We start from the raw sequence: 14,669 nt of genomic DNA, 5'->3' as shown, positions 1-14,669 counted from the left end.
TCAATAAATGGAGATCCGGGGATCAGGCAATCCACTGCATCATCTGGCGTTTGCGCTCCGCAGCGCAGGCGGGCAAGTGATGCGGCTTGTCTATCCACCAATTTGCGCCGGCTGCGGAATCATGACTGGTGATCACGCGGCTCTTTGTTCTGTCTGCTGGCAGAGCGTGCGGTTCATTGAACGGCCCTATTGCGAAATAACCGGTGCGCCATTTGACCATGATCGCGGCGAAGGACTGGTTTCACCCGAAGCGATCGCCCAGCCGCCGGCCTATGGCAAGGCGCGGGCAGCGGTGCTTTATGATGGTGTGGCGCGCAGAATTGCCCAGGGCCTGAAATATTCCGACCGCGCCGATCTCGCCGAAATGATGGCCGCCTGGATGGTCCGCGCTGGCCGCGACGTGATCGACGACAGCGATGTGATCATTGCCGTGCCGTTACACCGGCGACGGCTGTTTTCGCGTCACTACAATCAATCCGCCGAGCTTGCGCGGGCAGTTGCCCGGCTGTCGGGCAAGCGTTTCCTGCCAGCGGGGTTGCATCGGGTCCGCGCCACCCAGCGGCAGGTGGGATTGGGGTTGAGGGCACGGCAGGATAATGTGCGAGGGGCGTTCAGAATGCCGGAGACGCAGAAGCCGCATCTTTTCGGCACTCGGGTGTTGTTGGTCGACGACGTGTTGACCACCGGGGCTACGGTGGAGGCGGCGACACGGGCGCTCAAGCGCGGCGGTGTTGGTGAGGTCAATGTTCTGACTTTTGCCAGGGTTGCAAGGTCGGGAGAGGAAACCCTATATGCCTAGGAGGCCTGGCCACACGCCGAAGAGGGCTGGCCGCCCGAAACCCTTGGAGAACCGCATGGCTGAAGTAACAATTTATACGCGACAATTTTGTGGGTATTGCACTGCAGCCAAGCGACTGCTGGAGGGCAAGGGCGTGAGCTTTACCGAACATGATGCGACGTTCTCGCCGGACCTTCGCCAGGAGATGATCGGCAAAGCCAATGGCCGAGCGACATTCCCGCAGATTTTCATTGATAGCACCCATGTTGGCGGTTGTGACGAATTGCTCGCGCTGGAACGTGCCGGCAAGCTCGACCCGATGTTGGCGGGAGCCTGAGGCGATGAGTGAATTCGTGGTCGCAGCCATCCAGATGCGGTCCGGCGTGTCCCCGCAGGCCAATATTGCGGTCATGGATGAGCTGGTTCGCGAGGCTGCCTCTCGTGGTGCGCAGTATGTGCAAACGCCGGAAATGACCGGCGCAGTGCAGCGCAACCGGGCGGCGCTACAGCAAATACTTGCATCCGAAGCCGACGATCCGGTTCTGGCCGCAGCCTCTGCGCTGGCCGGCGAGTTGGGAATTCACCTTCATATCGGATCGACCGCGGTTGCCGCGGGCAATGGCATGGCCGCCAATCGTGGCGTGGTGTTCGGACCGGATGGTGGTTTACTGGCGCGCTATGACAAGATCCACATGTTCGATGTGGATCTGGACAATGGCGAAAGCTGGCGCGAGAGCGCGCTTTACCGGCCCGGCGAGGTGGCGCAGTCGGTTGATATTGGTGGCGCGCGAGTGGGGATGGGGATCTGCTATGACATCCGATTCCCGAATTTGTTTCGCGACCTGGCGCTGGCGGGAGCCGAGATCCTGACCGCGCCGGCGGCATTTACCCGGCAGACAGGCGAAGCGCATTGGCATGTGCTGCAGCGCGCGCGGGCGATTGAAAATGGGGCTTTCGTGGTATCCGCGGCGCAAGGCGGCGTGCATGAGGACGGCCGCGAGACCTATGGGCATTCGATCATCGTCGATCCCTGGGGCCGGGTGCTTGCCGAGGTCGAGGGCGATGATCCGGGTGTGGTGATTGCCAGTCTGGCGCTGGATGACGTGAAGGCAGCGCGGGCCAAGATCCCCAATCTTAAAAATGCGCGGAATTACCGGGTCGATGGCCAGCAGAAGATAACAGAAGGAGTGCGTGTGGCGTGATCAAGTTCAATTTGCAATGCGACAATGACCACGAGTTCGAAGGATGGTTTTCTTCGAGCACGGATTTTGATGCGCAGATTGAACGTGGACTGGTCGAATGCCCCTCCTGTGGCTCGCACGCCATCAGCAAGGCGCTGATGACGCCTTCCGTCTCGGTATCACGCGAACAGGACAAGCGTCCGCTGGCGATGGCCCCGGAAAAGCAGGAGATGCTGCGCAAGCTCAGGGAGATGGTGAAGGTGGTACGTGACAATTCCGAAGATGTCGGCGACCGTTTTCCCGATGAAGCACGCAAGATCCATCATGGAGAGACCGAGGCGCGGGGTATTATCGGCAAGGCGTCGCAGGAAGATGCGCGGGCGCTGGTCGAGGAGGGCATCGGCATTGCACCGTTGCCGGACCTTCCAGAGGATCTGAGTTGAGGTGAGTGCCTGCGGCATTCACCCCGCGGTCTAAAATTTCGGTTTGCACGTGGCCGCTTATGCTGCGTCCGAAGTGCAGGGTGCGCGCACCAGGAACCCTTGAACTTTGTCGTAGCCGAAAAGGCGCCCGGTTTTGTTGGCCTGAAGCCGAGGTATCATCCGACCTTGGGGCGTTTGGCGAGCATCATGTAATTGACATCCATGTCGCGCGACAATTTCCACTGGTCCTGCAGGGGACTGTAGAATACGCCGGTCCGGTCGATGATGCTCAATCCAGATGCCAGAAGCGGAGCCTCGATTTCTTCCGGTCGAACCAGTTTTTCGTACTGATGGGTGCCGCGCGGCAGCCAGCGCAGGACATATTCCGCCCCTACAATCGCCAGCGCCATGGCTTTCATGGTGCGGTTGATGGTGGCGATGAACATCAGCCCGCCGGGTTTGACCATTTCAGCACAAGAAGACAGGAACAGGTCGACATCGGCGACGTGCTCGACCACTTCCATGTTGAGAACAATGTCAAAGCGCTCGCCGCGTGCGGCCAATTCCTCCGATGTCACCGCTTCGTAGGTGACCTCAACGCCGGTCTGGGCGGCATGGATGGCTGCTACTTCAACATTGGTGCGCGAGGCATCGGCGCCGAGCACTTCCGCGCCCATGCGCGCCATCGGCTCTGACAGCAGACCTCCGCCGCAGCCAATGTCGAGAACTCTCAGACCCGCCAGCGGCTGGTCGGATTTCGGGTCGCGGCCATAATGGGCGGCAACCTGGTCCCGAATGTAGCTCAGCCGAACCGGATTGAATTTGTGCAAGGGACGGAATTTTCCCGTCGGGCTCCACCATTCCGCGGCCATAGCCGAAAAACGTTCGATCTCGCCCTGGTCAATGGTTGTCCGAGTGGCTTGGCTCATCGGTTTTCTCCCGGGTTTGTCCCGATCCATCAACTCGGGCGTCGGGCCCGCCTTGTCAAGGGCAGTCAATGTAACATCGCGGCTCCAGTTGCAGCCACGTGGATTATTGGTTATGAGACCGCGTCCTTCCGCTCCGGCATCCGGAGCGTTTTTTCTTGCCCGGTTCCGGGCTACCCAGCGGATAGTTTGATATGGCCCGCATAGTGATGAAGTTTGGCGGCACGTCGGTTGCCGACCTTGACCGGATCCATAATGTGGCCCGGCATGTCAAACGGGAAGTCGACGCCGGCAATCAGGTTGCCGTGGTGGTGTCGGCGATGGCCGGCAAGACCAATGAATTGGTCGACTGGGTTCAGGCGATGCCGAAAGTGGCAGGCGCCGATGCATCATTTTACGACGCTCGCGAATATGATGCGATTGTTGCTTCGGGAGAGCAGGTAACCAGCGGCTTGCTGGCAATTGCCCTGCAATCAATGGGCGTTGACGCCCGGTCCTGGCATGGCTGGCAGATTCCGGTGAAGACCGACAATGCGCATGGTGCGGCGCGGATCGTCGATATCGACGGCACCGAACTTATCAAGCGGTTCGAGATTGGCCAGGTCGCCGTGGTTGCTGGCTTTCAGGGCGTCGGTCCCGACAACCGGCTGGCGACGCTGGGACGCGGGGGCTCCGATACCAGTGCGGTGGCGATCGCCGCGGCCGTTAAGGCTGACCGCTGTGATATCTATACCGATGTCGACGGTGTCTATACAACCGATCCGCGGGTTGAACCCAAGGCGCGGCGGATGAAGAAAATCGCGTTCGAGGAAATGCTCGAGATGGCCTCGCTTGGCGCCAAGGTACTGCAGGTCCGCTCGGTGGAACTGGCGATGCTGCACAAGGTCAGAACCTTCGTGCGCTCCAGCTTCGATGATCCGGACGCACCCGGAATGGGCGACCCGAGCAATCCGCCCGGAACTCTTATTTGCGACGAGGAAGAAATCGTGGAACAGGAAGTCGTTACTGGCATCGCCTATGCCAAGGATGAAGCTCAGATTTCACTCCGGCGGTTGGCTGACCGACCTGGCGTATCGGCAGCAATTTTCGGCCCGCTGGCCGATTCCCATATCAATGTTGACATGATCGTCCAGAATATCTCCGAAGATGGTTCGCGCACCGACATGACATTTACCGTGCCGACCAGTGATGCCCCCAAGGCGTTGTCGGTTCTGGAGCAGAACAAGAGCAGCATCGGCTATGACGTGGTTCAGAGCGAATCAGGTCTGGCAAAGGTCTCGGTGATCGGCATCGGCATGCGCAGCCACGCTGGGGTGGCTGCCACTGCGTTCAAGGCGCTTGCCGAAAAATCGATCAATATCAAGGCGATAACTACGTCTGAAATCAAGATTTCGATCTTGATTGACGGTGCTTATGCCGAGTTGGCGGTAAGAACTTTGCATTCCGTCTATGGTCTCGATAAGACATAGTCAGATCTCGACCCGAGACCAGCGGGGACGCTACCAAGCCGGCCATTGCCGAGCCTTGAGTTGGCGGAACTTCCCGGGCCGGCTACTTGAATTGGAGAATGAAGCGCGATGAGAGACCTTTCAACGGGTCCGCGCGTCCTTCTCAGGCGGCTGCGCGAACTGATGGCGGAGCCCCTTGAGCCGCAGGAGCGCCTTGACCAGATCGTTCGCCAGATTGCGTCCAATATGGTCGCCGAAGTGTGCTCGTTTTATGTGCTGCGTGCCGATGGCGTGCTGGAACTGTTTGCCACCGAAGGGCTGAACAAGGATTCGGTCCACCTGGCGCAACTGAAAATGGGCCAGGGCCTGGTCGGCACCATTGCCGCCAGCGCACGCTCGCTCAATTTGTCTGACGCCCGGACCCACGCGGCCTTCACCTATCTGCCGGAGACCGGAGAGGAAATATACAATTCCTTCCTTGGTGTTCCGATCCTGAGAGCCGGGCGGTCGCTCGGCGTTCTCGTGCTTCAGAACAAGGCGCACCGGAAATACCGCGAAGAAGAGGTCGAGGCGCTCGAAACCACCTCAATGGTGCTTGCCGAGATGATCGCCACGGGCGACCTCAAGCAGATAACTCGCTCGGGAATGGAACTGGACCTGAGCCGGCCAGTAACAATCGAGGGCGATGCCTATGGCGAGGGCATCGGGTTAGGGCACGTAATCCTGCACGAGCCGCGAATTGTCGTCACTGACCTGCTCAATGACGACATTGATGCCGAACTGCAGCGGCTGGATGAGGCGCTCGGGTCGCTGAGGATCTCGATCGACGACATGTTGTCACGACGTGACGTGTCGATGGAGGGCGAACACCGGGCAGTGCTGGAAGCCTACCGGATGTTTGCGCATGACCGCGGTTGGGTGCGGAAGCTCGAAGAAGCCATCCGCAACGGGCTGACCTGCGAGGCGGCAGTGGAAAAGGTGCAAAGCGACACGCGTGCGCGCATGATCCATATGACCGATCCCTATTTGCGCGAGCGGTTGCACGATTTTGACGATCTGGCCAACCGTCTGCTCAGACAACTGACCGGATTCGTGCCGGGTGGCTCCGGCCTTCCGCAAGATGCCATCATTGTTGCCCGTGCCATGGGGGCGGCCGAATTGCTGGATTATCCACGCGATTCGTTGCGGGGTCTGGTGCTTGAGGATGGCGCGGTGACCAGCCATGTGGTGATCGTCGCCCGCGCCATGGGTATTCCGGTGGTCGGCCAGGTGATTGGCATCTCCTCCCTTGCGGAAAACCGCGACGCGATCATCGTTGATGGCGAGGACGGTGTTGTACATCTTCGGCCGGTGGCCGATATCGAGAGCGCCTATGCCGACAAGGTACGTTTCCGTGCCAAGCGGCAGGAGCAGTTCCGCGCCCTGCGGGATGTCGAATCGCGCACCCGCGATGGCCAGGAAATCACGCTGCACATGAATGCCGGGCTGCTGGTGGATCTGCCGCAACTGACTGAATCGGGCGCCAGCGGTATCGGCCTGTTTCGCACCGAACTGCAGTTCATGATTGCCTCGACCATGCCCAAGGTCGATGAACAGGAAAGCCTTTACCGCAATGTCATGCTTCAGGCTGGTGGTCGGCCGGTCACCTTCCGCACGCTGGATATTGGTGGCGACAAGGTGGTGCCCTATTTCCGCTCCACGGAAGAAGAAAACCCGGCGCTGGGTTGGCGTGCGATCCGGTTTTCACTGGACCGGCCGGGTTTGCTGCGCATGCAGGTGCGCGCGTTGTTGAAAGCGGCGGACGGGGCGGAACTGAGGCTGATGTTGCCGATGGTCACCGAGGTCAACGAGCTGCGGTTGGCGCGAGAGCTTGTCAACAAGGAAGTCAGGCGTTTGTCGCGATTTGGGCACCAGTTGCCAAGTCGCGTGCTGTTTGGCGCCATGCTGGAAGTGCCGAGCCTGATGTGGCAGCTTGACGAACTGATGGAAGAGGTGGATTTCGTTTCGGTCGGATCCAATGACCTGTTTCAGTTTGTCATGGCGGTGGACCGTGGCAATTCACGGGTGGCGGACCGGTTTGACACGCTGGGGCGGCCGTTCCTGCGGGTGTTACGGCAGATCGTTCAGGCTGCCGATCGCGCCAACACGCCGTTGACGCTGTGCGGCGAAATCGCCGGCAAGCCGCTTTCGGCGATGGCGTTGCTGGGGCTTGGATTCCGCTCGATATCAATGTCGCCGGCGGCGATCGGTCCGGTCAAGTCGATGCTGCTGTCGCTGGACCTGGGCAAGCTCGAAAAAGGCTTGCTGGAGGCGATCGCCGACACCAGGAGCGAGAAGACGGTGCGCGAGTTCCTGATGGATTTTGCAGACGCAAATGGCGTGAGCCTTTAGGGACCAAACAGACATGGCACGATTGCCGACGCAGAAAATACGTGAACTTGAACGCCGGTTTGGCGAAGTCGAGGCCCGCATGTCGTCGGGCCCGGATGCCGAGACCTATGTGAAGCTGGCGTCCGAATATTCGGAACTGCAGCCGCTGGTCGGCGAAATTCGCGCATTGGACGCGGCGCTGGCTGAGCGCGACGATCTTCAGGCGATGGTCGACGACCGGTCATCCGATCGCGAGATGCGGGAGCTGGCTGAGGGCGAGTTGCGCGCCATCAAGGGCAGGATCGAGGAACTGGAACAGCAGATCGAGATCATGCTGCTGCCCAAGGACGTTGCCGACGAACGCAGCGCCATCGTCGAAATCCGCGCCGGAACCGGTGGCTCGGAGGCCGCACTGTTTGCCGGTGATCTGTTCCGGATGTATGAGCGCTATGCGTCTTCGCGGGGATGGCGGATCGAGGTGCTGTCGTCAAACGAAGGTGAAGCCGGCGGCTACAAGGAAATCATCGCCACGATTACCGGCAAGGGTGTGTTTGCCCGGTTGAAGTTCGAATCGGGCGTGCACCGGGTGCAGCGGGTGCCGGAAACCGAATCAGGCGGACGGATACACACTTCGGCGGCCACCGTCGCAGTGCTGCCGGAAGCTGAAGACATCGACATCGAGATTCGTCCCGACGATATCCGGATCGACACCATGCGCGCATCCGGTGCCGGCGGCCAGCATGTCAACACCACCGATTCGGCGGTGCGCATCACTCACATACCGTCGGGTATCGTGGTCACGTCGTCAGAGAAATCGCAGCACCAGAATCGGGCCCGAGCGATGCAGGTCCTGCGCGCGCGACTTTATGATATGGAACGGCAGCGGGCAGATGACGCGCGGTCGGAGTCGCGACGCAGCCAGGTCGGCTCCGGTGACCGGTCGGAACGGATTCGCACCTATAATTACCCGCAGGGACGGGTCACCGATCATCGCATCAACCTGACTCTTTACAAGCTCGACCGGATGATGATGGGCGAGATTGATGAAGTGGTGGATGCACTGATTTCGGATCATCAGGCGGGACAATTGGCGACGCTTGGCGACCATGGACAAGCTTGACCTGTCCGGCGCCGCCACGCTGCGTGACGCCTGGCTCAAGATGCGCACGGCGTTTCGCGCAGCTGGGCTCGAAAACGCCGATCTCGATGCGCGGATACTGTGTTCAAGCCTGGCGGAAATCGAGCCACACCATCTGGTTACCGAGGTCCATCCGGCGCTCGACGAAACATTGCGGAGAAGGCTTGCAGAGGCAGGCAATGAGCGGTTGGAAGGCAATCCGGTGCACCGGATCCTTGGCGTGCGTGAGTTCTACGGTCTGCCATTGGCGCTGTCGGCTGCCACGCTTGAACCGCGCCCGGACACGGAAACGCTGGTCACTGCCGCGCTGCCACAAGTCCGCGAGACACTGGCCCGCAAGGGCATTTGCTCCATCGCCGACCTGGGTATTGGCACGGGAGCAATCGGCTTGGCGTTGTTGGCTGAATGCCCACGGGCAACCTGCTTTGGCGTCGATTTGTCTGCCGAGGCTGTGGCGACGGCGCTCGGGAATGCCGACCGGCTTGGATTGTCGGGGCGGTATCGCGCTGCTGTCGGGGACTGGTTTTCGGGGGTCGAGGAACGGTTTGACCTGATCGTGTCCAATCCGCCCTACATCCCGACCGCGGATCTGGCGGGGTTGTCGCATGAAGTGGCCGGGCATGATCCGCTGCTGGCGCTTGATGGTGGTGATGACGGTCTTGATGCCTACCGCGTACTGGCCGCGCAGGCGGGCGCAAGGCTCATGCCCGGCGGCAATGTCGCGCTGGAGATCGGCATCGGCCAGGGAAGTTCGGTGACCGGGCTTTTATGTGCTGAGGGTTTTGCACTGTCGGGCAAATTTACCGATCTCGGTGGGGTTGAACGCGTCCTATTGTTCCACCTGCCAGAGGAGTGCGCGGGGGCTGATGAGCGCAATTGACGATTTCAACAAGAAAAAGCTTGGAATTGCAGACAAACATGGCTAGTTTCCGGGCCAGTGCCGGATAGCAGGTCTTGAAACAGATTCGATCCGACGGCTCGGTTCCAGAAATCCACTTTATATGCGAGTGTTTCTCAGGACAGCCTCTGGCGCGGGTATCTGAATTTGAACCCATAATTGCGACGGGATCGGCGAACGATCCTTTGTTGCGGCGCAATGTGCGAGCTGGGATGTCGGCCGACGCGCCAAACCATATTTTCAGGAACACAACCAGGTGACTATCGAATGAGGCCAGGACAGCAAAATAAGCGCGGTCGCGGACGCAGCGGAAACAATGGCGGCGGCGGTGGCGGCGGTGGCAATCGTAAAGGCCAAAGCCCACTTTCGCGGACCTATGACAGCTCCGGTCCAGACGTGAAAATTCGGGGCACGGCGCAGCATGTCGCAGAAAAATACATGAACCTGGCGCGTGATGCGCAGAGTTCAGGCGATCGGGTGATGGCTGAAAATTATCTTCAGCATGCAGAGCACTACAATCGCATCATTCTGACTGCTCAGGCGCAGATGCAGGAACGTTTTCAGCGCGACGAGAATCAGTCACAGAATCGCGATTCGCAGGATCAGGACGACGATGATCGCGACAATGATGACGATCAGGACGGCAATGGTACGCAGGAGCAGCGGTCTGAACGTTCCGACCGCGGCGACCAGCAGCAACAGCAACCTCGCGCCGAGCGCCAACCGCGCCAGGAACGCTCCAACCGGAGTGAACGGGCACCGCGCGCACCTCGTCAGGAAACACAAGAGCCACAGCCGATATTTGACGCAGACTCACCGCAGCCGGTGATTGAAGGCGTACCGGCTGAGGTGGCTATCAAACAGGGTGAGCCCAAGGACGAGACGGCGGCAGCTCCCGCTCCGCGTCGCCGCGGGCGACCGCGCCGGGTGCGCACCGAGGAGACCACTGAGGCTGCCGGCGGCGAGAAGGAAAAACCGACCAAGGTCGAGCCTGTTACCGCTGAGTAAGACCGTGCGTATTTGCACACATCAAACCCCGACCGTCCGCGGCCGGGGTTTTTTTATGACATGGCGGACCTTTATCGGACACGAAACAATACCCATATCTGTTTTGTCATACGGGCTTGCCGCATTTGGGAGTTCGTCCGGGATCAATGTTTCGCGCCGAAAAGGGTGGGACATGCAAAGGAGCAAATCATGAATATTGAGAAATACTCGGAGCGGGTGCGTGGCTTCATCCAGTCCGCACAGTCCTATGCCTTGGCCGAGGGACACCAGCAGTTCGTGCCGGAGCACCTGCTCAAGGTGCTGATGGACGATGTTCAGGGCATGGCCTCATCGCTGATCGAGCGCGCCGGCGGCAGGCCCGCCGATGTTCGGCTGGGCAATGACGCGGCGCTGGCGAAACTTCCCAAGGTAAGCGGTGGCAATGGGCAACTCTATCTGTCGCAGCCGATCGCCAAGGTTTTCCAAACTGCAGAAGATGCCGCCAAGAAGGCCGGTGACAGTTTTGTCACGGTTGAAAGGCTGCTGCTGGCGCTGGTGGTCGAAACTTCGGCGGCCACCTCGAAGATTCTTTCCGGGGCAGGTTTGACGGCACAAAGTCTCAACCAGACCATCAACGACATCCGCAAGGGCCGCACGGCAGACAGCGCCGGGGCCGAACAGGGGTTTGACGCCCTGAAAAAATATGCGCGCGACCTGACCGAGGCTGCGCGTGAAGGCAAGCTGGACCCGGTAATCGGCCGCGATGAAGAAATTCGCCGTACTATTCAGGTGCTGTCACGCCGCACCAAGAACAATCCGGTGCTGATTGGTGAGCCCGGAGTCGGCAAGACCGCGATCGCGGAAGGCTTGGCACTCAGGATCGTCAATGGCGATGTGCCCGAATCGCTCAAGGACAAGCAGCTGATGTCGCTCGACATGGGTGCGCTGATTGCCGGTGCGAAGTATCGCGGCGAATTCGAGGAGCGGCTCAAGGCGCTGCTTTCCGAGATTCAGGCCAACAATGGCGGGATCATCCTGTTTATCGATGAGATGCATACGCTCGTGGGTGCGGGCAAGGCCGACGGGGCAATGGATGCGTCCAACCTGCTGAAGCCGGCACTGGCACGGGGTGAATTGCACTGCGTTGGTGCGACCACACTTGATGAGTACCGAAAGCACGTCGAGAAGGATGCAGCTCTTGCCCGACGGTTCCAGCCGGTGATGGTGGAAGAACCCACTGTTGAGGATACGGTTTCGATCCTGCGCGGGCTCAAGGAAAAATACGAGCAGCATCACAAGGTTCGAATCAGCGATTCGGCGCTGGTCTCTGCGGCCGTGCTTTCCAATCGCTACATCACCGACCGGTTCCTGCCCGACAAGGCCATCGATCTCGTCGATGAGTCGGCCGCGCGGTTGAGAATGCAGGTCGATTCCAAGCCTGAAGAGCTTGATGAACTCGACCGTCGCATCATGCAGCTCAAAATTGAACGCGAGGCCCTGAAGAAGGAGACCGACGAAGCGTCCAAAGACCGGCTTGAGCGGCTGGACAAGGAATTGACCGACATTGTGGAAAAGTCCGATGCGCTGACGGCGCGGTGGCAGTCGGAAAAGCACAAGCTCGGCCATGCCGCCGATCTCAAGCTGAAGCTTGAGGAGGCGCGCAACGAACTGGCGATCGCCCAGCGCAATGGCGAGTTCCAGCGCGCCGGCGAACTTGCCTATAGCGAGATCCCGGCGCTGGAGCGGCAGCTTGAAGAAGCCGAAGCCCATGGTGAGGCAGATGTTGCCGGCATGGTCGAGGAAACCGTCACGCCGGATCACATCGCCCACATCGTGTCGCGCTGGACCGGGATTCCGGTTGACCGGATGCTGCAAGGCGAACGCGACAAGCTGCTCAGGATGGAAGACGAAATCGGCAAACGTGTTGTTGGACAGGCGGAAGCGGTTCAGGCCGTCTCCAAGGCGGTTCGGCGCGCCCGTGCCGGACTGCAGGACCCCAATCGGCCGATGGGCTCATTCATCTTCCTCGGGCCGACCGGCGTCGGCAAGACGGAGCTCACCAAGGCATTGGCCGAGTTTTTGTTCGACGACGAGACGGCGCTGATCCGTATGGACATGTCCGAATATATGGAAAAGCATTCTGTCTCGCGGTTGATCGGAGCGCCTCCGGGCTATGTTGGCTATGACGAGGGTGGCGCGCTGACGGAAGCCGTGCGGCGCAGGCCCTATCAGGTGATCCTGTTCGATGAAATCGAGAAGGCTCATCCCGATGTCTTCAACGTGCTGTTGCAGGTGCTTGATGATGGCCGTCTCACCGACGGTCAGGGGCGTACGGTCGATTTCCGCAATACGCTGATCGTCATGACCTCGAACCTCGGCTCCGAGTATCTGGCGGCGCTCACGGATGATCAGGATGCGGATGCCGCACGCGATGACGTGATGAACGTTGTGCGCTCGTCGTTCCGTCCGGAGTTCCTGAACCGGATCGACGAGATCATCCTGTTCCACCGGTTGCGCCGGTCGGAAATGGGCGCGATCGTCGACATCCAGCTCAAGCGTATGGCCAAACTGCTGGTCGACCGCAAGATCGAGGTAACGCTGGATGAGCCCGCTCGCGAATGGCTCGCCGAGAAGGGCTATGACCCAGCCTATGGCGCACGCCCGCTCAAGCGTGTCGTGCAGAAATACGTGCAGGACCCACTGGCAGAGAAAATCCTGCTTGGCGAGGTCGGTGATGGCGCACATGTGAGCGTGAGCGCCGGATCGGACAGGCTGGTGTTTGCAGTCTCCGAAGAATCGCCAGCAGAAGATGCGGAAGCTGCCGGCGAAGCGGCCTAACCATCGGCTGAAAAGTGACAAAAGGCGGATCTTCTGGTCCGCCTTTTGTTTTGCAGTCCCCGCACTGTTCCATATTGCCGCCGATCCATATGGATGCGTTGCGCGCTAACGGCTTGGCTTCGGGCGTGGTCAATGGCCGGAGCGAGCCTGGCTAAATACCGGTTGCTGGCAAAGCGTTACCGGCTGGCGACTTCCTTGTTGGAAACCTTGATATCGAGAAGCGCGTTGATGCGATCGCGTTCGCGGGCAAACATGTCGAGTGCTTCGCCCTTGAGGGTCTTGCCGTCGGGCAGGCGAATCCGCATGGCGTCCACCTTGTTGCCGTTGACGATCAGCTCGTAATGCAGATGCGGCCCCGTCGACAGGCCTGTCGATCCGACATAGCCAATGACCTGACCCTGACGCACCTTGACGCCCGGCTTGATTCCCTTGGCGATCGCGTTCTGGTGAGAATAGCTCGAAACATAGCCATTGGCGTGACGGATGATTGTCTGACGACCATAGCCACCACTCCAACCGGCCTGTTGGACAACACCGTTGCCTGACGCAATGATCGGTGTGCCACGCGGAGCCGACCAATCCACTCCGGTGTGCATCCGCGAGTATTTGAGGATCGGATGGCGGCGCATGCCGAAGCCGGAACGGAACTTGCCGCTGGGAACCGGGTTGCGCAACAGGAACTGCCGGGCGCTGCGCCCTTCCTGATCATAGTAATCGATGGAATTGTCTTCGGGGTGCTGGAACCGGTAGAGTCGGACGGCGTTGCCGCCGAACTTGGCATTGATAAACAGCAACTCGGAATCGGCGCTGGTCGTGCCGGACTCATCGTCGACAGAAAAGAATGCCTCAAGGCTGTCGGTCGGCTTGAGTTGCGACTGGAAGTCGACCGTGCTGGCAAGCATCTTGATGATCTGGGTGATCATGTCCGACGACATTCCATAGGTCAGTCCGGCGCGATAGATCCCGTCATAAACATTGGGAAGGTCGCGACTGCTGACCACCGGTGCAGCACTGTCGTCAAAGGCGGAACGCACCGCCGGCGTTGGCGGAGGTTCGGTGCCGACCACGAATCCGTTGCGGTCGGATTCCGCCACGGTGATGAGGTGCCTGGCGTCGTGGTAGAGGCTCATGCGGATAACGCGGGCGCGCTCACCAATCTGCTCGACGCCGATGCGCACTACCGAGTGCTCCGGAATTTCACTGATCTTGATCTGGCCTTCCAGAGTTTGCAGGGCGCCGGCATATTGCTCTTCATTGTATCCGGCGCTGTCGAGTATCTCGGCCAGTCCCGCTGTCTTTCGCACCGGAACGATATCGTCGAGATAGTCGACGCGCGGCTGCGAGGTCGGCGAATAGGATGCCACCGAGACATTCTCGGCAATTACCCTGGCGTTCAGGCTGGCGCTGAAATCAAGTTCCAGGCGGTTTGACCCGAACCGGCGCGGATCGACATAATTGAGCGCGGCGTATTGAACGGTTCCGTCGGTGAGTACGGAGCCATTGGTGCGCACCGTTTCCTCAGCCTCCTCAAGCGACATCGCTGCCGCATAGGGACGTCCGGGCGTGTCGAGCGGAAAATCGAAGGTTCGCAGGCTGATTTCCGAATCAACGTCGGCGCCATAGATGACGCCGGTGCGAACGCTGGATGCAGCTTCCGCGTCACCGGTGGAGAAAATATCGAGC

General features: G+C 60.0%; 12 protein-coding genes (1 of these 12 only partly in view). 10 read left to right on the top strand and 2 right to left on the bottom strand.

The annotated features are described in order from the left end of the window. Window positions 1-7 precede the first annotated feature (7 nt). The 4 genes from ACK6D9_RS00330 to ACK6D9_RS00315 are packed head-to-tail and all read left to right on the top strand — an operon-like array spanning window position 8 to window position 2,402. Window positions 8-799, top strand: a complete 792-nt coding sequence (locus ACK6D9_RS00330; protein WP_412050205.1) for a ComF family protein — start codon at window positions 8-10, stop codon at window positions 797-799. A 55-nt stretch (window positions 800-854) separates the two neighbouring features. Then, on the top strand, window positions 855-1,115 hold the full coding sequence (gene grxC, locus ACK6D9_RS00325) for a glutaredoxin 3 (RefSeq protein WP_322988898.1): 261 nt from the start codon (window positions 855-857) through the stop codon (window positions 1,113-1,115). A 4-nt stretch (window positions 1,116-1,119) separates the two neighbouring features. Next, window positions 1,120-1,980: a carbon-nitrogen hydrolase family protein gene (locus ACK6D9_RS00320; RefSeq protein WP_412050204.1), complete on the top strand. Its 861-nt coding sequence runs from the start codon at window positions 1,120-1,122 to the stop codon at window positions 1,978-1,980. Further along, the gene (locus ACK6D9_RS00315) at window positions 1,977-2,402 is read left to right on the top strand and encodes a DUF1178 family protein (protein ID WP_322988900.1); all 426 of its coding nucleotides are present in this window, start codon (window positions 1,977-1,979) and stop codon (window positions 2,400-2,402) included. Before ACK6D9_RS00320 ends, ACK6D9_RS00315 begins: the two co-directional genes overlap by 4 nt. 155 nt (window positions 2,403-2,557) lie before the next feature. On the opposite strand, the gene ubiG is transcribed toward ACK6D9_RS00315, so the two are convergent. Continuing rightward, window positions 2,558-3,310: a bifunctional 2-polyprenyl-6-hydroxyphenol methylase/3-demethylubiquinol 3-O-methyltransferase UbiG gene (ubiG, locus tag ACK6D9_RS00310; RefSeq protein ID WP_412050203.1), complete on the bottom strand. Its 753-nt coding sequence runs from the start codon at window positions 3,308-3,310 to the stop codon at window positions 2,558-2,560. 191 nt (window positions 3,311-3,501) lie between these two features. Here ubiG and ACK6D9_RS00305 point away from each other — a divergent pair, with 191 nt between their 5' ends. The 6 genes from ACK6D9_RS00305 (at window position 3,502) to clpB (ending at window position 12,986) form a co-directional block, all read left to right on the top strand. Further along, a complete protein-coding gene (locus ACK6D9_RS00305; protein WP_412050202.1) occupies window positions 3,502-4,776 on the top strand; it encodes an aspartate kinase in 1,275 nt (424 codons plus the stop codon). Window positions 4,777-4,884: 108 nt separating this feature from the next. Further along, entirely contained in the window at window positions 4,885-7,146 is a 2,262-nt protein-coding gene (ptsP, locus tag ACK6D9_RS00300) for a phosphoenolpyruvate--protein phosphotransferase (RefSeq protein WP_322990868.1), read from the top strand. Between the two features lie 13 nt (window positions 7,147-7,159). Further along, on the top strand, window positions 7,160-8,245 hold the full coding sequence (gene prfA / locus ACK6D9_RS00295) for a peptide chain release factor 1 (protein WP_412050201.1): 1,086 nt from the start codon (window positions 7,160-7,162) through the stop codon (window positions 8,243-8,245). Continuing rightward, window positions 8,232-9,143, top strand: a complete 912-nt coding sequence (gene prmC, locus ACK6D9_RS00290) for a peptide chain release factor N(5)-glutamine methyltransferase (RefSeq protein WP_412050200.1) — start codon at window positions 8,232-8,234, stop codon at window positions 9,141-9,143. Before prfA ends, prmC begins: the two co-directional genes overlap by 14 nt. A gap of 285 nt (window positions 9,144-9,428) precedes the next feature. Next, window positions 9,429-10,169, top strand: coding sequence for a DUF4167 domain-containing protein (locus ACK6D9_RS00285; RefSeq protein WP_412051696.1), 741 nt, complete (start codon window positions 9,429-9,431; stop codon window positions 10,167-10,169). A 189-nt stretch (window positions 10,170-10,358) separates the two neighbouring features. Further along, window positions 10,359-12,986: an ATP-dependent chaperone ClpB gene (gene clpB, locus ACK6D9_RS00280; RefSeq protein ID WP_412050199.1), complete on the top strand. Its 2,628-nt coding sequence runs from the start codon at window positions 10,359-10,361 to the stop codon at window positions 12,984-12,986. Between the two features lie 176 nt (window positions 12,987-13,162). On the opposite strand, the gene ACK6D9_RS00275 is transcribed toward clpB, so the two are convergent. Further along, window positions 13,163-14,669, bottom strand: the 3' portion of a protein-coding gene (locus tag ACK6D9_RS00275) for a M23 family metallopeptidase (RefSeq protein WP_412050198.1). The gene runs 440 nt beyond the window's last position; only the last 1,507 of its 1,947 coding nucleotides appear in the window; the start codon falls outside the window, past its right edge; it ends in the stop codon at window positions 13,163-13,165.

This window comes from Hoeflea sp. Naph1 (genome assembly GCF_046837775.1).
Classification (GTDB): Bacteria; Pseudomonadota; Alphaproteobacteria; order Rhizobiales; family Rhizobiaceae; genus Hoeflea.
This window is presented reverse-complemented; position numbering and strand designations above follow the sequence as displayed.

Excerpts from the sequence above, each read along its gene's own strand:
- ACK6D9_RS00330 (WP_412050205.1), top strand. The coding sequence starts at position 8 with ATGGAGATCCGGGGATCAGGCAATCCACTGCATCATCTGGCGTTTGCG.
- clpB (WP_412050199.1), top strand. The coding sequence starts at position 10,359 with ATGAATATTGAGAAATACTCGGAGCGGGTGCGTGGCTTCATCCAGTCC.
- prfA (WP_412050201.1), top strand. The coding sequence starts at position 7,160 with ATGGCACGATTGCCGACGCAGAAAATACGTGAACTTGAACGCCGGTTT.
- prmC (WP_412050200.1), top strand. The coding sequence starts at position 8,232 with ATGGACAAGCTTGACCTGTCCGGCGCCGCCACGCTGCGTGACGCCTGG.
- ACK6D9_RS00285 (WP_412051696.1), top strand. The coding sequence starts at position 9,429 with ATGAGGCCAGGACAGCAAAATAAGCGCGGTCGCGGACGCAGCGGAAAC.
- ACK6D9_RS00305 (WP_412050202.1), top strand. The coding sequence starts at position 3,502 with ATGGCCCGCATAGTGATGAAGTTTGGCGGCACGTCGGTTGCCGACCTT.
- ptsP (WP_322990868.1), top strand. The coding sequence starts at position 4,885 with ATGAGAGACCTTTCAACGGGTCCGCGCGTCCTTCTCAGGCGGCTGCGC.
- grxC (WP_322988898.1), top strand. The coding sequence starts at position 855 with ATGGCTGAAGTAACAATTTATACGCGACAATTTTGTGGGTATTGCACT.
- ACK6D9_RS00320 (WP_412050204.1), top strand. The coding sequence starts at position 1,120 with ATGAGTGAATTCGTGGTCGCAGCCATCCAGATGCGGTCCGGCGTGTCC.
- ubiG (WP_412050203.1), bottom strand. The coding sequence starts at position 3,310 with ATGAGCCAAGCCACTCGGACAACCATTGACCAGGGCGAGATCGAACGT.